Source organism: Pseudomonas sp. SA195, assembly GCF_054131565.1.
The window spans coordinates 1468408-1491702 of the sequence record NZ_CP096392.1 but is presented as its reverse complement, the minus strand read 5'-3'; the positions used below and the strand labels follow the sequence as shown (position 1 = coordinate 1491702).

The 23295-nt window shown below is 64.0% G+C and carries 16 protein-coding genes; 10 read left to right on the top strand and 6 right to left on the bottom strand.

The features are described 5' to 3' along the window. On the bottom strand, positions 1–1338 hold the full coding sequence (locus M1D78_RS06845; protein WP_437419951.1) for a Na(+)-translocating NADH-quinone reductase subunit A: 1338 nt from the start codon (positions 1336–1338) through the stop codon (positions 1–3). 314 nt (positions 1339–1652) lie between these two features. Next, positions 1653–3104, bottom strand: coding sequence for a glyceraldehyde-3-phosphate dehydrogenase (locus M1D78_RS06840; RefSeq protein ID WP_437419952.1), 1452 nt, complete (start codon positions 3102–3104; stop codon positions 1653–1655). A gap of 159 nt (positions 3105–3263) precedes the next feature. Here M1D78_RS06840 and mfd point away from each other — a divergent pair, with 159 nt between their 5' ends. The 8 genes from mfd (at position 3264) to pdeM (ending at position 18468) form a co-directional block, all read left to right on the top strand. After that, positions 3264–6710: a transcription-repair coupling factor gene (mfd, locus tag M1D78_RS06835; RefSeq protein WP_437419953.1), complete on the top strand. Its 3447-nt coding sequence runs from the start codon at positions 3264–3266 to the stop codon at positions 6708–6710. Positions 6711–6752: 42 nt separating this feature from the next. After that, on the top strand, positions 6753–10031 hold the full coding sequence (locus tag M1D78_RS06830; RefSeq protein ID WP_437419954.1) for a DEAD/DEAH box helicase: 3279 nt from the start codon (positions 6753–6755) through the stop codon (positions 10029–10031). 158 nt (positions 10032–10189) lie between these two features. Next, the gene (locus M1D78_RS06825; RefSeq protein WP_437419955.1) at positions 10190–10747 is read left to right on the top strand and encodes a hypothetical protein; all 558 of its coding nucleotides are present in this window, start codon (positions 10190–10192) and stop codon (positions 10745–10747) included. Positions 10748–10825: 78 nt separating this feature from the next. Then, a complete protein-coding gene (locus tag M1D78_RS06820; RefSeq protein WP_437419956.1) occupies positions 10826–11842 on the top strand; it encodes a ligase-associated DNA damage response exonuclease in 1017 nt (338 codons plus the stop codon). A 367-nt stretch (positions 11843–12209) separates the two neighbouring features. Continuing rightward, the gene (locus M1D78_RS06815) at positions 12210–13919 is read left to right on the top strand and encodes an ATP-dependent DNA ligase (protein WP_437419957.1); all 1710 of its coding nucleotides are present in this window, start codon (positions 12210–12212) and stop codon (positions 13917–13919) included. A gap of 44 nt (positions 13920–13963) precedes the next feature. Beyond that, positions 13964–14536 (top strand): hypothetical protein, encoded by a 573-nt coding sequence (locus M1D78_RS06810; protein WP_437419958.1) that lies wholly within the window; start codon positions 13964–13966, stop codon positions 14534–14536. Next, positions 14533–17142 carry a ligase-associated DNA damage response DEXH box helicase gene (locus M1D78_RS06805; protein ID WP_437419959.1) on the top strand — a complete coding sequence of 870 codons (2610 nt, stop codon included), beginning with the start codon at positions 14533–14535 and terminating at the stop codon, positions 17140–17142. Before M1D78_RS06810 ends, M1D78_RS06805 begins: the two co-directional genes overlap by 4 nt. A gap of 669 nt (positions 17143–17811) precedes the next feature. After that, positions 17812–18468, top strand: coding sequence for a ligase-associated DNA damage response endonuclease PdeM (gene pdeM / locus M1D78_RS06800; protein ID WP_437419960.1), 657 nt, complete (start codon positions 17812–17814; stop codon positions 18466–18468). Positions 18469–18471: 3 nt separating this feature from the next. Here the strand turns inward: pdeM and M1D78_RS06795 are convergent, their stop codons facing one another. Further along, a complete protein-coding gene (locus M1D78_RS06795) occupies positions 18472–18705 on the bottom strand; it encodes a hypothetical protein (RefSeq protein WP_437419961.1) in 234 nt (77 codons plus the stop codon). A 186-nt stretch (positions 18706–18891) separates the two neighbouring features. Here M1D78_RS06795 and M1D78_RS06790 point away from each other — a divergent pair, with 186 nt between their 5' ends. Both M1D78_RS06790 and M1D78_RS06785 read left to right on the top strand, forming a co-directional pair. Then, on the top strand, positions 18892–20223 hold the full coding sequence (locus M1D78_RS06790) for an erythromycin esterase family protein (protein ID WP_437419962.1): 1332 nt from the start codon (positions 18892–18894) through the stop codon (positions 20221–20223). A gap of 3 nt (positions 20224–20226) precedes the next feature. Beyond that, on the top strand, positions 20227–20904 hold the full coding sequence (locus M1D78_RS06785; protein ID WP_437419963.1) for a phosphoribosyltransferase: 678 nt from the start codon (positions 20227–20229) through the stop codon (positions 20902–20904). Positions 20905–20908: 4 nt separating this feature from the next. Here M1D78_RS06785 and M1D78_RS06780 read toward each other — a convergent pair whose 3' ends face one another. The 3 genes from M1D78_RS06780 to mazG form a co-directional block, all read right to left on the bottom strand. After that, a complete protein-coding gene (locus tag M1D78_RS06780; protein WP_437419964.1) occupies positions 20909–21064 on the bottom strand; it encodes a hypothetical protein in 156 nt (51 codons plus the stop codon). A 548-nt stretch (positions 21065–21612) separates the two neighbouring features. After that, the gene (locus tag M1D78_RS06775; RefSeq protein WP_437419965.1) at positions 21613–22152 is read right to left on the bottom strand and encodes a DUF2058 domain-containing protein; all 540 of its coding nucleotides are present in this window, start codon (positions 22150–22152) and stop codon (positions 21613–21615) included. Positions 22153–22282: 130 nt separating this feature from the next. Beyond that, a complete protein-coding gene (gene mazG, locus M1D78_RS06770) occupies positions 22283–23107 on the bottom strand; it encodes a nucleoside triphosphate pyrophosphohydrolase (protein WP_437419966.1) in 825 nt (274 codons plus the stop codon). Positions 23108–23295 lie beyond the last annotated feature (188 nt).

Below are 23295 nucleotides of genomic sequence, written 5' to 3'. Positions count from 1 at the left end.
TTAACCCTCCTTCTCGATACGGGTTAAATTGTCCCGCAGGATCGGGCCGTATTCGTATTTGCCGGCGCAAACATAAGTGCACAGCGCCAGGTCTTCCTCGTCGAGTTCCAGGCAGCCGAGCTTCTGCGCCACCTCTGTGTCACCGACGATGAGCGATCGCAGCAACTGGGTCGGCAGGATATCGAGCGGCATGACCTCTTCGTAGTTACCTACCGGCACCATCGCCCGCGGGCTGCCGTTGGTGGAAGTCGAGAAGGCAAACTTCTTGCCGCCCATCAACTTGGAGATATAGATGTTGAGTATCGAGTGCTTCTCGGCACCGGCACGCAGGTAGTGCAGCATCTCGCGTTCTTTGCCTTCACGCAGGCAGGAGATCTGCTGGTGGTATCGCCCCAGGTAGGCGAAGGCACCATGCGCGGTACGACCGCCCAGCACGGAGCCCGACACCACCCGGTTGGCGCCTGACTGAAGTTCGCCGGCCGTCAGTTCGTCAAGATTAGCGCCCAGACGAGCACGAATCAGACGAGGTTTTTCGACCACGGGGCCCGCAAGCGAAAGCACTCGCTCGACAGACAGATGCCCCGTCGTGAACAACGCACCGACGGCGATGACGTCCTGGTAGCCGATTGTCCAGACGCTCTTGCTGGCACTGACCGGATCGAGGAAATGAATGTGGGTCCCGGCGAGACCGGCCGGGTGAGGGCCGGCAAAATTCTCGGCCTGTACGTTGGCAATCTGCTGACCGGGGATCGAGGCACCTTCAGCCTTGCATAGGAAGACTTTGCCCAGGCGTGCAAGCACCTTCAGACCGGCTTCGAATTCAGCGATGCGCTCACCGATCACCACAGCAGGATCGGCAGCCAGCGGATGCGTATCGATTGCCGTAACGAAGATCGAATGGGGCACCGCGTCGGTCGCAGGCACCTTGCTGTACGGACGGGTACGCAAGGCGACCCAGAGCCCTGATTGCTGGAGATTCTCACGCACCTGGGCATCGCTCAGGCCTTCAAGTTCAGCCTCGGCATACTGGCTGAATGTCAGCTCGTCGTTGCCTTCAAGGTCGATCACAACCGACTGCAGGACGCGCTTCTCGCCACGATGGATGGCACTTACCACACCCGCGCCAGGCGCCGTGAACGTCACGCCGGGGGTCTTCTTGTCCGAAAACAAAGCCTGCCCCAACTTGACGCGATCGCCGACCTGGACGTCCATGGTCGGCTTCATACCCGGGTAGTCAAACCCTATTACGGCGACGCTTCGCACAGGCCTGCCGGCCTCGATACGCTGCGCCGGCGCACCTGCAATGGGCAGATCTAGCCCACGTTTTATATTGATCATCGGTTCGCCTAACCACTGATTTTGAATGCTTTTTTTACGAGCCTCGCGGTCTAGCGCAAAGTTGAATTGCACAACACGCGCTGATGCGATATCAGCGCGACGCTATGCCGCGGGCCCAGGTAGAAATCCGCCCGATTATAGAGGCCGTGACCCGCCACTGACCACCCAAGGTCTTTCAAAATTTTGACTGAGGACAAGCGGCAGGAATTGACCATCTATGGCGCGGGTGACGCCAGCAAGACGTCTTCGCCAGTCCATCGAACCCAAAAAACGCAAAACGGGAGCCGAAGCTCCCGTTTATTGCAGCGATTCGCTTAGCGAGGGAATGCAGGCGGGTTGACCCCGGCCATGTCTTCCATCACTCGAACCACCTGGCAGCTGTAGCCGAACTCGTTGTCATACCAGACGTACAGCACGACACGATTGTCGCTGCAAATCGTCGCCTCGGCATCCACCACGCCGGCATAACGCGAGCCGACGAAGTCAGTCGAGACGACCTCCTGCGAGCTGACGAAGTCGATCTGCTTCTGCAGATCCGAATGCATCGCCATCTGGCGCAGGTATTCGTTGATTTCGTCGCGCGACGTCGCCTTTTCCAGGTTCAGGTTGAGGATGGCCATGGAGACGTTCGGCGTCGGTACACGAATGGCGTTGCCGGTCAGCTTACCCTTGAGCACCGGCAGGGCCTTGGCCGCAGCCGTGGCTGCGCCCGTTTCCGTGATGACCATGTTCAGCGCGGCACTGCGACCCCGACGACTGCCCTTGTGGAAGTTGTCGATCAGGTTCTGGTCGTTGGTATAGGAGTGCACGGTTTCGACGTGACCATTGACGATGCCGTACTGGTCGTTGACTGCCTTGAGCACAGGCACGATGGCATTTGTGGTGCATGAGGCAGCCGAGACGATCTTGTCATCTGCCGTGATTTCGTCATGGTTGATGCCATGTACAATGTTCTTCAGCTCGCCCTTGCCAGGCGCAGTCAGCACCACGCGCGCAACGCCTGGGCACTTGAGATGCTGGCTGAGACCTTCGGCATCGCGCCACTTACCGGTGTTATCGACCAGCAGTGCGTTCTCGATACCGTACTGGGTGTAGTCGACCGTCGACGGATCGTTCGAGTAGATCACCTGGATCAGGCTGCCGTTGGCGGTAATGGTGTTGTTTTCCGCATCGATGTGGATGGTGCCGTCGAACGGACCATGCACCGAATCGCGACGCAGCAGGCTGGCGCGCTTGACCAGGTCGTTCTCGGCGCCCTTGCGCACGACAATCGCACGCAGGCGCAGCCCGTCGCCGCCACCGGTCTTCTCGATCAGGATGCGGGCGAGCAGGCGTCCAATACGACCGAAGCCATAGAGCACGACATCGGTCCCTTTATGCACGCCCGTGGTGTTGCGCTTGCCAGCCACTTCAGCCAGTTCGTCACGGACGAACTGATCGAGGCTGCGACCATTGCCCTCGGCCTTGAATTTGGCGACCAGCTTGCCCAGGTCAACCGACGCGGCGCCCAGCTCCATCTTGCTCATAGTGGTGAGAATCTGATGGGTTTCGTTGACGCACAGTTCGGCCTCATCGGCCTGGCGATGGCGCGCGAAACGATGAGCTTTGAGCAGCGCGATCACCGAACGGTTGATCAGGCCGCGACCATAGATGGAAGTCACCACGTTGTTGTTACGATACAGCTGACCAATCAGCGGAATCATCGCTTCGGCGAGGGCTTCTCGATCAATCCATTCACCAAGACACTGGTCGGGCTTCTGAGTCACGGGCAGTTCCTTCCAACATGTAGGGGCTGAGAAAAGGGGCTACATTATGCCGGCGCACCCTAGCGCGGGCAATCTGTGCAGCGGAAACACTGACAGCGTCCCGCGCGGATAGTTACAATCCTCGCGGTCCATTTTTAACGACCGGAGCCACGCCCACCCGTGTCCGTATTGCGCCTTCCGCCCATGCCTGCCGCCAGCGGCAAGCAACAATGGGGCAACCTTCCCGGAGCCGCGCTGAGCCTGGCGATTGCCGAAGCAGCCAGCAACGCAAAGCGATTCACCCTTCTCCTTACCGCCGACAGCCAGAGCGCCGAGCGTCTGCAGGAAGAGCTCGCCTTCTTTGCGCCCGAGCTGCCAGTGCTTCACTTCCCGGATTGGGAAACCCTGCCCTACGATGTCTTTTCACCTCACCAAGACATCATTTCGCAGCGGATCGCAGCACTCTACCAGCTGCCGGAACTCGACCACGGCGTACTGGTAGTCCCCATCACCACGGCGCTACACAGGCTGGCGCCCAAGCGCTTTCTGCTCGGTTCCAGCCTGGTATTGGACATCGGCCAGAAGCTCGACGTCGAGCAGATGCGCAGCCGTCTGGAAGCGGCGGGCTACCGGTGCGTCGATACCGTCTACGAACATGGTGAGTTCGCCGTCCGCGGCGCCCTGATCGACCTGTTCCCGATGGGCAGCACCCTCCCCTATCGCATCGACCTGTTCGATGACGAGATCGAAACCCTGCGAACCTTCGATCCCGAAAACCAACGCTCGATCGACAAGGTCGAATCCATCCGGCTGCTGCCTGCACGCGAGTTTCCAGTCCGGAAGGAATCGGTGACCGGCTTTCGCGCCCGCTTTCGCGAGCGCTTCGACGTCGATTTCCGCCGGTGCCCGGTCTACCAGGACCTGTCGACGGGTATCACGCCGGCTGGGATCGAGTACTACCTTCCGCTGTTCTTCGACGAGACCTCCACGCTCTTCGACTATTTACCGGAAGACACCCAGGTGTTCTCGCTCCCCGGTATCGAGCAGGCCGCCGAGCAGTTCTGGAAGGACGTGCGCACGCGTTACGAGGACCGCCGCGTCGATCCCGAACGCCCATTGCTGCCGCCCGCTGAACTCTTCATCCCGGTGGAAGACTGTTTCGCCCGGCTCAAGACCTGGCCGCGGGTGGTCGCCGGCCCGGATGACGTTGAGCCCGGCATTGGCCGCGAGCGCTTCGCCGCGAGCCGCTTTCCCGAATTGGCCATCGACGCCAAGGCCAGCGAGCCGCTGGGCGCGCTGAGGCGCTTCCTTGAGGAATTCCCGGGCCGCGTGCTGTTCACCGCCGAATCCGCCGGCCGTCGCGAGGTATTGCTCGAGCTGCTCGCCCGGCTCAAATTGCGCCCGCAAGAGGTCGGTGGCTGGCCGCAATTCGTCGCTAGTCAGGAGCGCCTGGCGATCTCCATCGCCCCGCTCGACGATGGCCTTCTACTGCAGGACCCGGCGCTGGCCTTGATCGCCGAGAGCCCGCTGTTTGGCCAGCGCATCATGCAGCGTCGCCGCCGCGAGAAGACCCGCGACGCCGGCGAGAACGTCATCAAGAATCTCACCGAGCTGCGCGAAGGCGCGCCGGTAGTGCATATCGACCACGGCGTCGGCCGTTACCAGGGCCTGGTGACGCTGGAGATCGAAGGTCAGTCGGCCGAATTTCTGATGCTGCAGTACGCCGACGAAGCCAAGCTTTATGTGCCGGTTTCCAGCCTGCATCTGATCGCCCGCTACACCGGCAGCGACGATGCACTGGCCCCGCTGCACCGCCTGGGTTCGGAAACCTGGCAGAAGGCCAAGCGCAAGGCCGCTGAGCAGGTCCGCGACGTGGCAGCCGAGTTGCTCGACATCTATGCCCGCCGCGCCGCACGCAAGGGTCATGCATTCCAAGACCCACAGGTTGACTATGAAACCTTCAGCGCTGGCTTCCCCTTCGAGGAGACGCCGGACCAGCAGGCAGCCATCGAGGCCGTACGCAGCGACATGCTCGCGGCCAAGCCGATGGATCGCCTGATCTGCGGCGATGTCGGTTTCGGCAAGACCGAAGTGGCCATGCGCGCCGCCTTCATCGCCGTGCACAGCGGCAAGCAGGTCGCCGTACTGGTGCCGACCACCCTGCTCGCCCAGCAGCATTACAACAGCTTCCGCGACCGCTTCGCCGATTGGCCGGTGCGCGTCGAGGTAATGAGCCGCTTCAAATCGGCCAAGGAAATCCAGGGCGCGGTGCAGGAGCTGGCCGAAGGCAAGGTCGACATCCTCATCGGGACCCACAAGCTGCTGCAGGATGACGTCAAGTTCACCAACCTGGGCCTGGTCATCATCGACGAGGAGCACCGCTTCGGTGTTCGCCAGAAGGAGCAACTCAAGGCGCTGCGCAGCGAGGTGGACATCCTCACTCTCACCGCGACACCTATTCCGCGCACGCTGAATATGGCTGTAGCCGGCATGCGCGACCTGTCGATCATTGCCACCCCGCCGGCGCGCCGGCTGTCGGTACGCACCTTTGTCATGGAACAGCAGGACGCGGTCATCAAGGAAGCCCTGCTGCGCGAGCTGCTGCGGGGCGGCCAGGTCTACTACCTGCACAACGACGTCAAAACCATCGAGAAGTGCGCCGCCGACATCGCCGCATTGGTGCCGGAGGCGCGCATCGGCGTCGGCCACGGGCAAATGCGCGAGCGCGAACTCGAACAGGTGATGGGCGACTTCTATCACAAGCGCTTCAATGTGCTGGTCGCCTCGACCATCATCGAGACCGGCATCGACGTGCCCAGCGCCAACACCATCATCATCGAACGCGCCGACAAGTTCGGCCTGGCCCAGCTGCACCAGTTGCGTGGCCGTGTCGGCCGCAGTCACCACCAGGCCTACGCCTATCTCCTTACGCCGCCGCGCAAGGGCATGACCGATGATGCGCAGAAGCGTCTGGAAGCGATCGCCAATGCGCAGGACTTGGGCGCCGGCTTCGTGCTGGCGACCCACGACCTGGAGATCCGGGGCGCGGGCGAACTGCTCGGCGAAGGCCAGAGCGGCCAGATTCAGGCCGTCGGTTTCACCCTTTATATGGAAATGCTCGAACGCGCCGTCAAGGCCATCCAGAAAGGCGAGCAGCCCAACCTCGATCAGCCGCTGGGCGGCGGCCCGGAGATCAACCTGCGCCTGCCGGCGCTGATACCCGAGGACTACCTGCCAGACGTCCATGCGCGGCTGATCCTGTACAAGCGCATCGCCAACGCCACTGACGAGGATGGGCTCAAGGAGCTGCAGGTCGAGATGATCGACCGCTTTGGCCTGCTGCCCGACCCGACTAAAAACCTGGTGCGCCTGACACTGCTCAAGCTGCAGGCGGAACAGCTCGGCATCACCAAGATCGACGCCGGCCCGCAGGGCGGTCGCATCGAGTTTGCGGCCGAAACCAAAGTCGATCCGATGGTGCTCATCAAGCTGATCCAGAGCCAGCCCAACCGCTACAAGTTCGAGGGCGCGACGGTGTTCAAATTCCAGGTGCCGATGGAGCGACCGGAGGAACGCTTCAATACCCTCGAAGCGTTGCTCGAACGCCTGGCGGCGGGCACTCCCTGATGCGGCGAGCCCACCAGGCGCGCGACCTGGAATGGCCGCACGATGGCCGCTAGGTTCCTCCCCGCCCTGCCGCCGGCGTGGCGCCTGCCGTTTTCCGATAACGCGCTCGCTCGCGGCCAGCGCTATGCGGCCGAGCGGCGCGCCCGGGTGCTGCGCGACACGGAGCAGTTCGTCGAAGGCACCTGTGCCGGAACAGGCGGTGCGACGTACCGGCAATCCCTGCAACTCTCCCGTGACGGCACGCTCAGTTGCGTCTGCAACTGCCCGGTAGGCCTGAACTGCAAGCATTGCGTCGCGCTCATCCTGACGATCGAAGAGCAGGCCGAGCGTGCACCCAACACCTGCGAGCCGGATGACGCCAACCTTCCAGGCACGCTGGAACATTGGCTGTCACAACTGCCTCAAGCGCTGAGCGACGCGCTTCCTGCAGAGCACGGCTGGTGCGTCCACTACCGGCTTCGCTCGGACCTGTTGGTCGAAGCGTTCAAGTGCCGCCTGCGCAAGGACGGTACCTGGGGCGAGCACCAGCCTTACTATGGAATGCGCGAGGCCAGTTTTCGCAAGCCCGCGTTCATGCAGCCGCTTGACCTGCGCATCGCCGCGCTACTCGGCCTGTGCCGACCCAGCGGCAACGGGTTCCTGCTCGGTGGGGAAAACGGTGGCGAAACCCTGCGTCTGATTCTCGAGACCGGCCGGGCCTTTCTTGATTGGCGGCAACCCGCGCTGACGCTCGCCGATGCACGCCAGGCCCGCTTCAACTGGAAGCAGCAGCCCGACGGTAGCTACGACGCCGAGCTGGAGATGGCGGACGCGCAGGCCCGACCGCTGCACGCGCTCGACCCGCTTTATTACATCGACGAGACGAAGGGCGAGCTCGGCCTCATCGACCACGGGCTGCCGGCGCCCCTTGCGCGTCACCTGCTTGAGGCCCCATCTGTGCCCTCGGCCCAGGCCGCGCGGTTCAGCCTGACGCTCAACGAGATCGCGCCGCAACTGCCCGCGCCCCCAAGGCCGCAAGAAATCGTGGTGGACAATGTGCAGCCGACCCCTCGCCTGACCCTCGGCAGCCACCATGCAGTGAATTACCAGCCAGGCAGCGGTCGCATGGTCGCGGACCACCAGCACCGCGCCGGCCTGACTTTTCTCTACGGCAGGACCAGCGTTCACGGCAAGGCTCGGCCTGATCAGCGCGTACGCGAAACCAAGGGCGCGCAGGTACGCAGCATTGCGCGGCAACCGGATGCGGAACAGGCCCTGCGCCAGCGCATGAAAGACCTCGGCTTTCGCCCGGCGCTGCGCCAGAGCCAGGCACTGCCGAAGGATTCCGCGGAAATGTTCGAACTGGCCAACGAGGCGGCTTGGTTGCAGTTCTCCCAGGCGCACCTGCAGGCACTGCGCGAGGAAGGCTGGCAAATCATCCTGCAACCTGGCTTCGCCTATGACCTCACGCCCGTGGAAGCCTGGTACGTCGATGTCGATGAGTCACCGGAGCACAGCTGGTTCGATCTCGAACTCGGCATCATCGTCGAGGGCGAACGGATCAGCCTGTTGCCCGTCCTGCTGGGCCTGATCCGGCGCAACCCGGCAATGCTTTCCCCGCCGGCCCTCTCGCAGCGAGCCGACGGCGAAACCCTGCGTGTTCAACTCGACAAGCGCCGCGACGATGACGGCCAGCCGCTGCAAGTCCTGCTGCCCTTTGGCCGCTTGAAGCCAATCCTCGGCACCCTGTCCGAGCTTTACCTTCCCGAGCACGCCGCGGCCGAGCCTCTGCGCCTCGGCCACGCCGATGCCGCCCGCCTGGCCCAACTCGATGCACTCGACCTGCGCTGGAGCGGTGGCGAACAACTGCGCGACTTCGCCCAGCGGCTGCGCGACTACCAGCAGCAGCCGGTCGAACCGCCGACGGCATTGAAAGCCCAGCTGCGGCCATACCAACTCGATGGCCTGCGCTGGATGCAGACCTTGCGCGCGCTCGGCATGGGCGGTGTGCTCGGCGACGACATGGGCCTCGGCAAGACGCTGCAAACCCTGGCGCACCTGCTGTTGGAGAAGCAATCCGGGCGCATGGACCGCCCTTCGCTGGTGGTCATGCCGACCAGCCTGATCCCCAACTGGCAGGACGAGGCGGCGCGTTTCGCCCCGGACTTGAAAGTCGTCACGCTGCACGGCACAGCCCGGCAACAGCAATACGAGCGCCTGGATGACTGCGACCTGCTGCTCACGACCTATGCCCTGCTGCCGCGTGACATCGAGCGCTTGATCGAGATCCCGCTGCACCTGCTGGTGCTCGACGAAGCGCAGAACATCAAGAACGCCAGCAGCAAAGCCGCACAAGCCGCCGGGCGGCTCGATGCCCGACAGCGCCTATGCCTGACCGGCACGCCGCTCGAAAACCACCTGGGCGAACTTTGGTCGCTGTTTCATTTCCTGATGCCCGGCTGGTTGGGCGACACCAAGCGTTTCAACCGTGACTATCGCCATCCAATCGAAAAGAACGGCGATAGCGACCGGCTCGAGCACCTGACCGCGCGAATCAGACCTTTCCTGCTGCGGCGGCGCAAAGAACAGGTCGCGCATGAACTGCCACCCAAGAACGAGATCACTCACTGGGTGGAGCTGAGCCCGGCGCAGCGCGACCTCTACGAAACCGTCCGGCTGGCCATGGACGACAAGGTGCGTGAGGAGATCGACAGCAAAGGCCTGGCGCGCAGCCAGATCGTCATCCTCGATGCGCTGCTTAAACTGCGCCAAGTCTGCTGCGACCTGCGCCTGGTCAAGCGCGACGCTAGAGTTTCACGCGCCAGCGCCTCGGGCAAGCTCGACAGCCTGATGGACCTGCTCACCGAGCAGCTGGCCGAAGGCCGGCGCATTCTGCTGTTCTCCCAGTTCACGTCAATGCTCGCACTGATCGAAGATGAGCTCCGCACCAGGGCCATTGAGTATGTACAGATCACCGGCGAGACCAAGGATCGCCGCACCCCGGTGAAACGCTTCCAGGCCGGCGAAGTACCGCTGTTTCTCATCAGCCTCAAGGCCGGCGGCACCGGGCTCAACCTGACCGCCGCGGACACCGTCATTCATTACGACCCCTGGTGGAACCCGGCGGCGGAAAACCAGGCAACCGACCGCGCGCATCGCATCGGCCAGGACAAGCCTGTGTTTGTCTACAAGCTGATCGCTCGCGACACCGTCGAAGAAAAAATCCAGCAGTTGCAGGCTCGCAAGGCCGAGTTGGCCGCCGGCGTGCTGGATGCGGGCCAGGCCGCGAACTGGCAGCTGGAACAGGCGGACATCGAGGCGCTGTTCGCCCCGCTCGCATGACCACTCGACCTCGCCGACCGACGGCACGTGGCGCGCATCCGGTCGAGTGCGCATTTGCCAGTGCCGCTTGGTGCTCGAAGCGCGAAACCGCCGCTTTCCAACGACGGGTCGACTTCCTATGATCAGCCCATCGCTCCGCGCCAGAGGCCTGAACAAAGATGAGTCGCTACGAAATCGCATTTTCCGGGGAGCTAGCCCCTGGCGCTACGCTCGAACAAGTCGAAGCCAACCTGGCCAAGCTGTTCCAGGCCGACGCCCAGCGCATCGCCGCGCTCTTTTCCGGACGCCGGGTGGTAATCAAGCAGGACCTCGACCACGCCAGCGTCGAGAAGTATCGACAGGCCATGGCCCGTGCGGGCGCGATCGCCGAAGTGCGTCCCATGCCGGTCGAGGTAGAGGAAATCGAACTGGCGCCCCCACCGCCTGAAACCACAGCGCCGCCCGCGCCATCCGTGGCTACGAGTGGAACTCGGCCTGGGCCGTTGAAGGTCGCGCCGCGTGATGAGTACATGGCAGCTTTCGTCGACGTCGAGGCACCGGATTTTGGCGTCGCGCCAGCCGGCACCGACTTGCAGGATGCCCGGCCTGCTACCGAACCGCCCGCGGTCGACCTGACCCAATTCAGCCTCGCCCCGGTTGGCAGCGACATGGGCGAGCGCCGTCGCGCCAGCGATGCGCCCGTACCCGACACCTCGCACCTGAAGTTGGTGGACTGACCCTTCGGGTGCGACCCGCCCGAACTCCACGTCGGCCGATGCGCTCCAACCCTACAAGCCCGCAAAGTGCCTGTACCCATGGACCTCGTCGTTGCCCGCCCCGAAGGCCTCTATTGCCCGCCCGGTGATTTCTACATCGATCCCTGGCGGCCCGTGGACCGCGCCGTCATCACCCACGCCCACGGCGACCATGCGCGCTGGGGCATGGGCCACTACCTGGCCTCGCGCGACAGCGAAGGCATCCTGCGCTCGCGCATCGCCGCGGACATGCCCCTGCAGACGCTCGCTTATGGTGAATCCATCGAGCATCACGGCGTCAGGCTCAGCTTCCACCCGGCCGGTCACGTGCTCGGCTCGGCCCAGGTGCGGCTGGAATATAAGGGTGAAGTCTGGGTTGCCTCCGGCGACTACAAGGTCGAGCCGGACGGGACCTGCGCGCCGTTCGAGCCGGTGCGCTGCGATACCTTCATCACTGAATCGACGTTCGGCCTGCCGATCTACAAGTGGCCGTCGCAAGCTGAGGTATTCCGCGAGATCAACGACTGGTGGCGCGCCAACGCCGCAGCCGGTCGCGCCAGCGTCTTGTTCTGCTACGCCTTCGGCAAGGCGCAGCGCATCCTCCACGGACTCGATGAGAGCATCGGCACCATCGTGGTTCATGGCGCAGTGGAGCCGCTGAACAAGGTCTACCGCGAGGGCGGTATCTACCTGCCGCCGACCGTCTATGCCGGTGACCTGAAAAAAGGCGATCCCCGTTTGAAGCAGGCCATCATCCTCGCGCCGCCTTCAGCCGGTGGCAGCACCTGGATGCGCCGCTTCGGCGACTATGCCGATGCCTTCGCCAGCGGCTGGATGATGCTGCGCGGCACCCGTCGGCGGCGCGGCGTGGACCGCGGCTTCGTGCTATCTGATCACGCCGACTGGCCCGGACTGCTCTGGGCCATCGAACAGACCGGCGCCGAGCGGGTGATGGTCACCCACGGTTCGGTGCCGATCCTTGTCCGTTACCTGCGAGAGATGCGTGGGCTCGATGCGCAGGCGTTCGAGACCGAGTATGGCGAGGAGGATGACACCCCCACGCAGGAGGCCGAATGACCCGCAGCCATGCCATAGGCGTCCCACTCACAGGCTTCAGCGTCGAGATTCGACACAACCGTCCTTGTAGGAGCGAGCTTGCTCGCGATCCGAAACCGCCACGCCGCCACGGATCGCCAGCAAGCTGGCTCCTACAGAAAAGCATCCGCGCTGGGGCACACCACCGGCCCCGTAGGAGCGAGCTTGCTTGCGATCCAGGACCGCCACGCCGCCACGGATCGCCAGCAAGCTGGCTCCTACAGAAAAGCATCCGCGCTGGGGCACAACACCTACCCCGTAGGAGCGAGCTTGCTCGCGATCCGGAATCACAACGCAGACTCGGACTTACTCACGAGCGGATTGTCACCGCAGTTGAAGGTGGACCGAGATGAAAGCCTTCGCCACCCTCTACAGCCGCCTCGACGCGACAACCTCAAGCAACGCCAAACTCGCGGCGATGCGCGACTACTTCCGCGACGCCGATCCGGCCGACGCGGCCTGGGCCGTGTACTTCCTGGCCGGTGGTCGGCCGCGCCAGCTGGTGCCGACCCGCGTACTGCGGGAAACCGCCATGCAGGCCTCTGAACTGCCGGAATGGTTGTTCGAGGAAAGCTACCAGGCAGTCGGCGACATGGCCGAAACCATCTCGCTGCTGATGCCGGAAGCCGAGCACAGCTCCGATGACGGGCTCGCCGTGTGGATGCAGGACAAGTTGCTGCCGTTGCGCGGCTTGCCACCGGACGAGCTGGCCGAGCGATTGCCCGCGCTGTGGAAACAGCTGGACCGCCTGAGCCTGATGGTCTGCATCAAACTGATCACCGGCGCCTTTCGCGTCGGCGTGTCGAAGCTGCTGGTCACCCGCGCGCTGGCCTCGCTGGTCGACCTCGACCCCAAGCGCGTGGCGCAGCGGCTGGTGGGCTATACCGATCTGTCGCACCGCCCGAGCGCCGAGGGCTACCGCGCGCTGATCGCCGACGAATCCGAACACGAGCACGCCCAGCGCGGCGGCCAGCCCTACCCGTTCTTTCTCGCCCATCCGTTGCAGGCGCCTGTTGAAGAATTCGACACCCTGCTCGGCGCACCGGAGAACTGGTTCATCGAATGGAAGTGGGACGGCATCCGTGCGCAGCTGGTCAAGCGTGACGGGCAGATCTGGGTCTGGTCGCGCGGCGAAGAGCTGGTCAGCGAACGCTTTCCGGAACTCTGCGAACTGGCCGGCTGCCTGCCGGACGGCACCGTGATCGACGGCGAGATCCTGGTCTGGAAGCACGCGCCCGGCGAGCCGACGGAAGCGCTCTTCGAGCAACCGGAAGGCGAAGATGGCGAAACCACCGAGCGCGTCGGCGTGCAGCCCTTCGCCTTGCTGCAGCAGCGTATCGGCCGCAAGAACCTGACCGCCAAGGTGCTGCAGGACGCCCCCGTCGCGGTGCTCGCCTATGACCTGCTGGAATGGCAGGGCGACGACTGGCGGCAACGTGAACATCGCGAGCGCCGGCAACAACTCGAAACGGTAGTTGGGCAATGCCCCAACCCGCGACTGATGCTTTCACCGCTGGTCACCGGCAACGACTGGAACGATCTCGCGCAACAACGCGAGGCGTCACGTGCTCGAGGTGTCGAGGGCATGATGATCAAGGCCCGCGCCGCCCAGTACGGCGTCGGCCGGACCAAGGACGTAGGCGTCTGGTGGAAGTGGAAGATCGATCCGTATTCGGTCGACGCCGTGCTGATCTACGCGCAACGCGGCCACGGGCGTCGCGCCAGCCTCTATACCGACTACACCTTCGCCGTCTGGGACGGAGAACCGGGCGATCCGGAGCGCAAGCTGGTGCCCTTCGCCAAGGCCTATTCCGGCCTCACCGACGAGGAAATGCGCAAGGTCGACGCCATCGTGCGCAAGACCACCGTGGAAAAATTCGGCCCCGTGCGCAGCGTGACCCCGACCCTGGTGTTCGAACTCGGCTTCGAAGGCATCGCCGCCAGCAGTCGCCACAAGAGCGGCATCGCCGTGCGCTTCCCGCGCATGCTGCGCTGGCGCCTGGACAAGCCGGTGGACGAAGCCGACACCCTGGAAACGCTGAAGGAATTGCTGGGATGATCCGATCAGCTGGAAAAGCCGGACTGCCCTGTGTAGGAGCCAGCTTGCTGGCGACCCACGTCGCCGCGCAGCCCTATGATCGCGAGCAAGCTCGCTCCTACGAAAAGCAAAAGCATCCCACCACCGTAGAAGCCAGCTTGCTGGCGATCCCCATCGCCGCGCAGCCCTATGATCGCGAGCAAGCTCGCTCCTACGAAGAGCAAAAGCACACCGCCACCGTAGGAGCCAGCTTGCTGGCAATCCGTGTCGCCGCGGAGGCCCATGATCGCGAGCAAGCTCGCTCCTACAAAAAGCAAAAGCACCTCGCCACTGGAGAAGCCAGCTTGCTGGCGATCCGCATCGGCGCGGAACCTCATGATTCCGAGCAAGCTCACTCCTACGAAAAGCAAAAGCAGCCCGCCACGGTAGGAGCCAGCTTGCTGGCGATCCGTGTCGAATCGCAGGCCCATGATCGCGAGCAAGCTCGCTCCTACGATGAGCAAAAGCACCCCGCCGTTGTAGGAGCCAGCTTGCTGGCGATCCCCATCGCTGCGCACGCCCATGATCGCGAGCAAGCTCGCTTCTACGAAAAGCAGGGGCATGGCCTCGGTTCGAATCGGGGGCGGACCAAAGAATGAGCGTGCCGCCCGCCTCCCTTGCCGAACACTGGTTCGCCACCCGCGGTTGGCAGCCGTTCCCTTTTCAGCAACAGGTGTGGCAAGCGGTCCATGAAGGCGAGTCCGGCCTGCTTCATGCCACCACAGGCTCGGGCAAGACCTACGCCGTCTGGATGGGCGCGCTCAACCGCTTCGCTTCTGTGGGAGCGGGCTTGCCCGCGAAGGCGGCGCAGGACTCGGTCCCGCATTCCGACAAACCCGCTCCACTCACCGTCCTCTGGATCACGCCCATGCGCGCCCTGGCCGCCGACACGGCCCGCGCCCTCCAAGCCCCGCTGGATGATCTGCAGATCAACTGGAGCATCGGCCTGCGCACCGGCGACACCAGCAGCGCCGAGCGGGCGCGCCAGGGTCGGCGATTGCCCAGTGCGCTGGTCACCACGCCGGAAAGCCTCACTCTGCTGCTGACCCGCGCCGACGCGCGCCAGGCGTTTGCCGGCTTGCGCATGCTGGTCGTGGATGAGTGGCACGAACTGCTGGGCAACAAGCGTGGGGTGCAACTGCAACTGGCGCTGGCCCGGCTGCGTCAGTGGATGCCGGAGCTGATCGTCTGGGGGCTTTCGGCCACCTTGGGCAACCAACCGCACGCGCTTGACGTGCTGCTGCATCCGGGCACCGGCAAGCTGGTGCAAGGCAAGGTCGACAAGGATTTGCGCGTCGACACCCTGCTGCCGCCAAGCATCGAGCGCTTCCCCTGGGCCGGCCATCTGGGGCTGCGCATGCTGCCGCAGGTCGTCGAGGAGATCGATTCGGCCGCCACCACGCTGGTCTTCACCAACACCCGTTCGCAGTCCGAGATCTGGTATCAAGCGATTCTCGAGGCCCGCCCGGACTGGGCCGGACTCATCGCCCTGCACCATGGCTCGCTGGCGCGCGAGGTGCGCGACTGGGTGGAACTGGGCCTCAAGCAAGGCGCCTTGAAGGCAGTGGTCTGCACCTCGAGCCTCGACCTCGGCGTCGACTTCCTGCCGGTCGAGCGGGTGCTGCAGATCGGCTCGCCGAAGGGCGTGGCGCGCCTGATGCAGCGCGCCGGTCGCTCCGGTCACGCACCCGGACGGACATCACGGGTCACGCTGGTACCGACGCACAGTTTCGAAGTGGTGGAAGCCGCAGCAGCGCAGGTGGCCATCGCCGAACGCCGCATCGAAGCCCGCAGCGCCCCGCATCGTCCCCTCGATGTGCTGGTGCAGCACCTGGTCAGCATGGCATTGGGCGGAGGCTTCCGGCCGGACGAATTGTTCGCCGAAGTGCGCCAGGCCTGGTCGTACCGCGAACTCACCGCTGACCACTGGGAGTGGGCGCTCGCGTTCGTGCGTCATGGCGGGCATTCGTTGACGGCCTACCCGGACTATCAGCGCGTCGAGCCGGACGAGACCGGGCTGTGGAAAGTCCCCAGCCGCCGCGTCGCGCTGCGCCACCGAATGAGCATCGGCACCATCGTCAGCGACGCCAGCCTGACGGTGAAATTCTGGGCCAAGGGTGGCAGCGGCCGCTCGCTGGGCACTATCGAGGAAGGCTTCATTGCCCGCCTGCGCCCCGGCGACAACTTTCTCTTCGGCGGGCGCCTGCTGGAGCTGGTGCGGGTCGAGAACATGACTGCTTATGTCAGCCGCGCCACCGGCAAGAAGGCCGCCGTGCCGCGCTGGAATGGCGGCCGCATGCCACTGTCCAGCGAACTGGCCGATGCGGTGGTCGAGCAGCTCGGTGCCGCTTCACGCGGCCAGTTCGAGAGCGCGGAGATGCAGCTGGTCGAGCCGCTGTTACGCGTGCAGCTGGACTGGTCGACGTTGCCCACGGAAAGCACGTTGCTGGCCGAGGTGATGAAGTCGCGCGAGGGCTGGCACCTGTTCCTCTACCCCTTCGCCGGTCGACACGTGCATCTGGGGCTGGCCAGCCTGCTGGCCTGGCGCATGGGCCAGCGCCAACCGCTGACCTTTTCCATTGCCGTGAATGACTACGGCTTCGAGCTGCTCTCGGCGACCGAGGTGGACTGGCTGCACTGGCTCACACCAACGCTGTTCAGCCGGGACAACCTGCTGCACGACGTGCTCGCCAGCCTCAACGCCGGAGAGCTGGCGCGCCGGCGTTTTCGCGAGATCGCGCGCATCGCCGGGCTGGTGTTTTCCGGCTACCCCGGCGCACAGAAAAGTGCGCGGCAGCTGCAAGCCTCCAGCGGACTGTTCTTCGACGTCTTCCGCCAGTACGACCCGGCTAACCTGCTGCTGACCCAGGCCGAAGAAGAGGTGCTGCGCCAGGAGCTGGAGGTCGAGCGGCTGGAGCAGACGTTGAGCCGCTTGCAGCAGCGAGCGTTGGACGTGCACGTCGTCAAGCGCACCACGCCGCTGGCCTTTCCGCTGATGGTCGAACGCTTCCGCGAAAGCATGACCTCGGAAAAACTGGCCGACCGCATCCGCCGCATGGTCGCCGAGCTGGACAAGGCGGCCGGGCCCGGCGGCTACCAGCCCGAGGCCGATGCCAGCATTGCCGTCGAGCGCGAAACCACCCCCAAACGCAAACCGCGGCAGACCAAGGACGGCACACCCCGCCAGAAGAAAGCCGCTCGCTGACGCGCCAGCTTGATCGCAGGCAGAGCCTGCTTCTACACAAAGCTTCCTGGCCAGATCAGGAACCCCCACGCCCGCTCCATGTAGGAGCAGGTTCTACCTGCGACCGACGGTGAGGGTTGAGCGGCCAGGTCGCAGTCAGAGCCTGCTCCTACACAAAGCTTCCTGGCCAGATCAGGAACACCCGCGCCCGCTCCATGTAGGAGCAGGTCCTACCTGCGACCGAGGGTGAGGGTTGAGCGGCCAACGTCGCAGGCAGAGCCTGCTCCTACACGAGCTTCGTGGCCAGATCAGGAACCCCGCGCCCGCTCCATGTAGGAGCAGGTTCCACCTGCGACCGAGGGTGAGGGTTGAGCGGCCAGAGTCGCAGGCAGAGCCTGCTCCTACACAAAGCTTCCTGGCCGGATCAGGAACACCGCGTGCCCGCTCGATGTAGGAGCAGGTTCTACCTGCGACCGGGGGTGGTGGTTGGGCGGCCAGGTCGCAGGCAGAGCCTGCTCCTACCCAAAGCTTCCAGGCCAGATCAGGAAACCCGCGCCCGCTCCATGTAGGAGCAGGTTCTACCTGCGACCGGGCGTGGTGGTTGAACGGCCAAGTCGCAGGCAGAGCCTGCTCCTACAGGGCGTGCTGGATAGTTTGGGCGCGCCGCCGAACGCCGATACACTGGCGCGCATGTCCCCTTCCCTACCCATCGTGCTGCAACAGACCGAGCTGTGGCTTCTTGCCGACAAGGCCATCTACTGGCCTGAACGGCGGGCGCTGCTGGTCGCCGACATCCATTTCGGTAAGGCAGCGGCTTACCGTCGGCTCGGCCAACCGGTGCCGCACGGCACGACGCAAGCGAACCTGCAGCAGCTCGACGCGCTGCTGGCCCGCTATCCCAGTGACTGGCTGATCTTCCTTGGCGACTTCCTTCACGCCCCCGAATCGCAGGTGCCGTCCACACTCGCGCCGCTGCACGACTGGCGTCGCACCCATCCGGAGCTGAGGATTACCCTCGTGCGCGGCAACCATGACCGCCGCGCAGGCGATCCGCCGGCCAGCCTGGGCCTGGACGTCGTCCCGGAGCCATTGCTGCTCGGGCCGTTCGCCTTGCAACACGAGCCCCACCCGCACCCCACCCACCACGTCCTGGCCGGGCATCTGCACCCGGCCTTCTGCCTGCGCGGCCGCGGCCGGCAGCGGCTACGCCTGCCGTGCTTCAGCATTGGTGAACACGTCAGCATTCTGCCTGCCTTTGGCAGTTTCACCGGAATGATGGAGTTGGACGCCGACCCGGGCCGGCGTCTCTATGTGGTTGGGGACGAGTGCGTGTGGCGGGTGGCCTGACGGTCAGGCCTGGCTGATACCGGTCACAGTGATACCGAACCGTTCGGCGAGCCGGGTGGCGGGTGTTTCCTCGACGTCCGGATCGTGCTCGTAGGCGTCTTCCTCATCGCCATAGTCCTGCTCGGCCTTGCGTGTCACCAATTCGACGGCCTCTTCGATGTCCGGCTTATGGTCGGACTCGGTCCTGAGGATGGATGTGTTGCCGTCTTTGCTGTAAGCAATGATCCAGGTCGTCATGAATATCCCCTCTGAACAATAGCGCCCTCGGCAGCAATGGCTGGCCGAAACGGCGTTGCCTGTGTTTAGAGGCTAGCTGCAGATATCTAGTTCTGCCGCTCCGCTGGCCGGTAGACGAGCCGCCGAGTGGTCTGAACAGCCCCGTTCGGCGTCGGTCATCGGTAGAAAGCCCAAGGAGATGACGCCATGCCGCTCACCCGCACGCGCGCGCCGCAACAGGCTGATGAGCAGTTGATCACCCTGCTACAGCAGAAGGCTGAACCGTTGCCGTCGATAGACGCCCCCTCGTTCGCCGAGGCCTTCGACCGTTTCGCCGATGCCCGCGTGGTGCTGATCGGCGAGGCCAGCCACGGCACTTCGGAGTTTTACCGAGCCCGCGCGGCCATTACGCGCCGGCTGATCGAACAGCACGGTTTCACCATCGTTGCCGCCGAGGCTGACTGGCCGGACGCCGCGATGATCGACCGCGATGTGCGCCACCAGGCGCCGGCAGAATGGCTCGAGCAGGGCTTCCGCCGCTTTCCGACCTGGATGTGGCGCAACCGCGACGTCGCAGATTTCACCGCCTGGCTGCGTGAGCACAACGCGGCGCAAGCGCCCGAGCAGCGCGTCGAATTCCGCGGGCTGGACGTTTACAGCCTAGGCAGCTCGATCCGGGAAGTGTTGACCTATCTCGACAAAGTCGACCCATCGGCTGCACAGGCTGCCCGCCAGCGCTATGGCTGCCTGAGCCCCTGGCATGACGAGCCGGCCGCCTATGGCCACCAGGTGATGCGCGGCGAGCCGTCCTGCGAGGATGCAGTGGTGGAGCAGCTGCGTGCTCTGCTTGGTCAACGACTGGACTATCTGCAAAAGGACGGAGGCCAATTCTTCAATGCTGAGCAGAATGCGCGGGTGGTGCTAGCGGCCGAACAGTATTACCGCGCGATGTACCGCGGCTCGACCGAATCCTGGAACCTGCGCGACCGGCACATGTTCGACACACTTCGCGCACTGCTCGCGCGTCGAGGTGACGCCGCCAAGGCGGTGGTCTGGGCCCACAACTCGCATATCGGTAACGCAGCAGCGACCTCCATGGGCTGGCGTGGCGAATTCAACATTGGCGAGTTGTGTCGCACCGCCTATGGGCGCGACGCCGTACTCATCGGCATGAGCACCGACCGCGGCGAGGTGGCTGCCGCGGACAACTGGGACGAGCCCATGCAGATCAAGCAGGTCCGCCCGTCCCTCGAGGGCAGCTGGGAGCAGCTATTTCTGCGGGCGGGAGTCGCCGCGTCCCTGACCAACTGGCGCGACGACCCCGTGCTGCGCGAAGCGCTGGCACAACCCCGCCTGGAGCGGGCGATCGGCGTGATCTACCGTCCGGCCACTGAACGCCAGAGCCATTATTTCCAAGCCATACTTGCCGAACAGTTCGACGCCCTGCTCTGGCTCGAACAGACCACCGCGGTCAAACCGATCGGCCCACAGCAGATCGATGATCAGAGCGTTCCGGATACCTACCCATTCGGAGAGTGAGCCATGCGCGCCTTAATGCCCGAGTCCCACCTGTTTCGCGACCGCAGCCATGCTGGCCTGGAATTAGCCGAAGCTCTGCAGCACTTGGCAGAAGCACAACCCTTGGTGCTTGCCCTGCCGCGCGGCGGGGTTCCGGTTGCCTTCGAGGTGGCGCAACGCCTCAACGCAGCGCTCGATCTGGTACTGGTGCGAAAGATCGGAGCGCCTGGCAACGAGGAGCTGGCGCTGGGCGCGGTTATCGATGGTGCCGAGCCAAAGTGGGTAGTCAATCAGGAACTGTTCAACCAGATCGCACCGCCGCCGAACTGGTTCGACGAAGAAATGCAGCGGCAACTCAGCGAACTGGAACGCCGACGCCATCGCTACTGCGGCGAGCGGCCGGCACCTGTGATAACCAATCGCTGCGTCATCGTGATCGACGATGGCATTGCCACGGGTGCTACCGTGCGGGCGGCGCTAAAAGGGCTCAAGCAATCGAAACCAAGCCACGTGGTGCTGGCTGTGCCGGTCGGTCCGCGGGACGTAATCGAGATGCTGAGGGAGGAAGTCGACGAGTTGATATGCCTGGCGATGCCCGAGCCGTTCATCGGGGTCGGTTGCCACTACGGCAATTTCGAACAGACCCCTGACGAGCAGGTGGTCGACCTGCTCGCGCGGGCGTCTCAGGTATCGCCTGCCTAGCAGATCACGCGACGGGCGCTGGCGGTGGCTGGTCGGGAATGGTCGGCTCGCCTGGCTCGCTGGGCAGATCTGGGACACCTGGTTCTTCCGGGTCACCCGGTACGCCATTGGCCTGCAAGCTGTACGTGTCGAGTTCGTCCACGTAAGGATGGGTTTCCATGTCGCTGTCCTCCTGCTGGTTCCACAAGCCCGGATGGGCTATAGCAGTAGAGGTCCGGCAAGCGCCATAAATCCGTCCATCTGTCGGGCGTGGAAGCGGGTCGCCATACTGCAACTCCGGATCGCGAGCAAGCTCGCTCCTACAAAATCAACCGCACTATGCCGCTGGGCTGCTGGATGCGGCATCAACGGGTCGGCACAAGCACGAAGCACACCCGCCTCCATCTGTAGGAGCCAGCTTGCTGGCGATCCATGGCGACGCCGAACCTGCTGATCACGAGCAAGCTCGCTCCTACACAAGTGGCTGGCCAACGCTGTTGGTTTGGGGGACGCGTCACGATTGACCAAAACAGCGCGAAGCACAGCCGTCCCCCATCCGTAGGAGCCAGCTTGCTGGCGATCCATAGCGACGCGAAGCACTCTCATCCCCTGTCTGTAGGAGCGAGCTTGCTCGCGAACCGGCGCGCGTTTGCGATCAGCCCAGCCCATACAACAGCAACACCACTAAGGTTGCTGAGCGTGCAGACGCGCCCTCAATTCAGCGGACGCTTACCACATCAGGTCATCAGGAATCTGGTAAGCGGCGTACGGATCGTCGGCGTCCGGTGCTTCGGTCTGGGTATTGAGCTGAACGATGCGGCGTGGGTCGCGTTCCTGGATCTTCAACGCGGCTTCACGCGGAATCACTTCGTAGCCACCGCCGTGACGCACGATCGCCAGTGATCCACTGGACAGCTTATCGCGCATCAGCTTGTTGACCGACAGGCGCTTGACCTTCTTGTCGTCGACAAAGTTGTAGTAATCCTCGGTGGTCAGCTTGGGCAGGCGGCTGCCTTCGATCAGCTGCTTGACCTGCGCTGCACGTGCCTTCTGCTCGGCTTTTTCCTGCTGCTGGCGGTTCAATTCCTGGTCGCGGGCCTGCTTTTCGGCATGCGCCTTCAGCGCCGCTTCGCGCTGAGAGTCGTCCTTCTGGGCTTGCCCCTTTTTTACAAGGCGCTGCTGTTTCTGCTGCTGCTTGCCGGCCTGCTTGGCCTGCTTCTCATTGACCAGCCCGGCTTTGAGTAGCTGGTCGCGAAGGGAAAGACTCATGTGTCGGCTCGTACTATCGGGATTGAAAAGACGGGATGGAGCTTAACGGCTGGCGCCCGATGCCGGAAGACGAAAGCGTGCTACCCGACTCAACGACGCGTGAATAGGGTGCCACCGGCTTCGCTGGCGTTTAGCCCTTCGCTTCCAGCTGTTTTTTTGCTTCATCCCACAGCGCGTCGAGCGCTGCGAGGTCGCATCGTTCGATGGGCTGGCCCCGTTCGCGCAATGTCGTTTCGATAAAGCGAAAGCGCCGTTCGAATTTGCGGTTGGCTGCCCGCAAGGCATCCTCGGGATCGACCTTGAGGTGGCGGGCCAGATTCACCGTGACGAACAGCAAATCACCCAACTCCTCGGCGATGGCCTGTGGATCGTCCGCGCTCATGGCTTCGAGCACCTCGCCCAGCTCCTCGCGCACCTTGTCCACCACCGGCAGCGCTTCTGGCCAATCGAACCCCACCTGGGCCGCACGCTTCTGCAACTTGGCCGCGCGGCTCAACGCCGGCAGGGCATGAGGCACGTCGTCGAGCAGCGACAACTGCTCGGGTGCATCGGCCTTCTCAGCGCGCTCCTCCGCTTTGATGGCTTCCCAGCGCTGCTTGATCTGGACATCGTCCAGGCGCGGCAGCTCGGGCGAACCATACAGATCACCGTCGGGAAATACATGCGGATGGCGGCGGATCAGTTTGCGGGTAATGGCATCGACTACCGTATCGAAGCCGAACCGTCCCTCCTCTTTCGCCAGTTGGCTGTAGTAGACGACCTGGAACAGAAGGTCGCCCAGCTCGCCGGGCAGATGGTCGAAATCGCTACGTTCGATGGCATCGGCCACTTCATAGGCTTCTTCCAAGGTATGCGGGACGATGCTGGCGTAGTCCTGCTTCAGATCCCATGGGCAGCCGTGCTGCGGATCACGTAGCCGGGCCATGAGGTGCAGCAGGTCAGGGAGGTGGTACATGCAAAATCCTCTTGAAGCATGGGGCGTATTGCGCTCGGGCGAGTTGCGGTGCAGGCGAGCGCGACATCCCTTCGAAGAAGCGAACCGTCGCGTGCCGAGGCCAGACAAGGCCACCGCCTGCTGAACGACCGGATTTGGCTGTTGCCATCCGGACTCTCTCCACTCGTGCATCTGGCCACGCGCGTCGC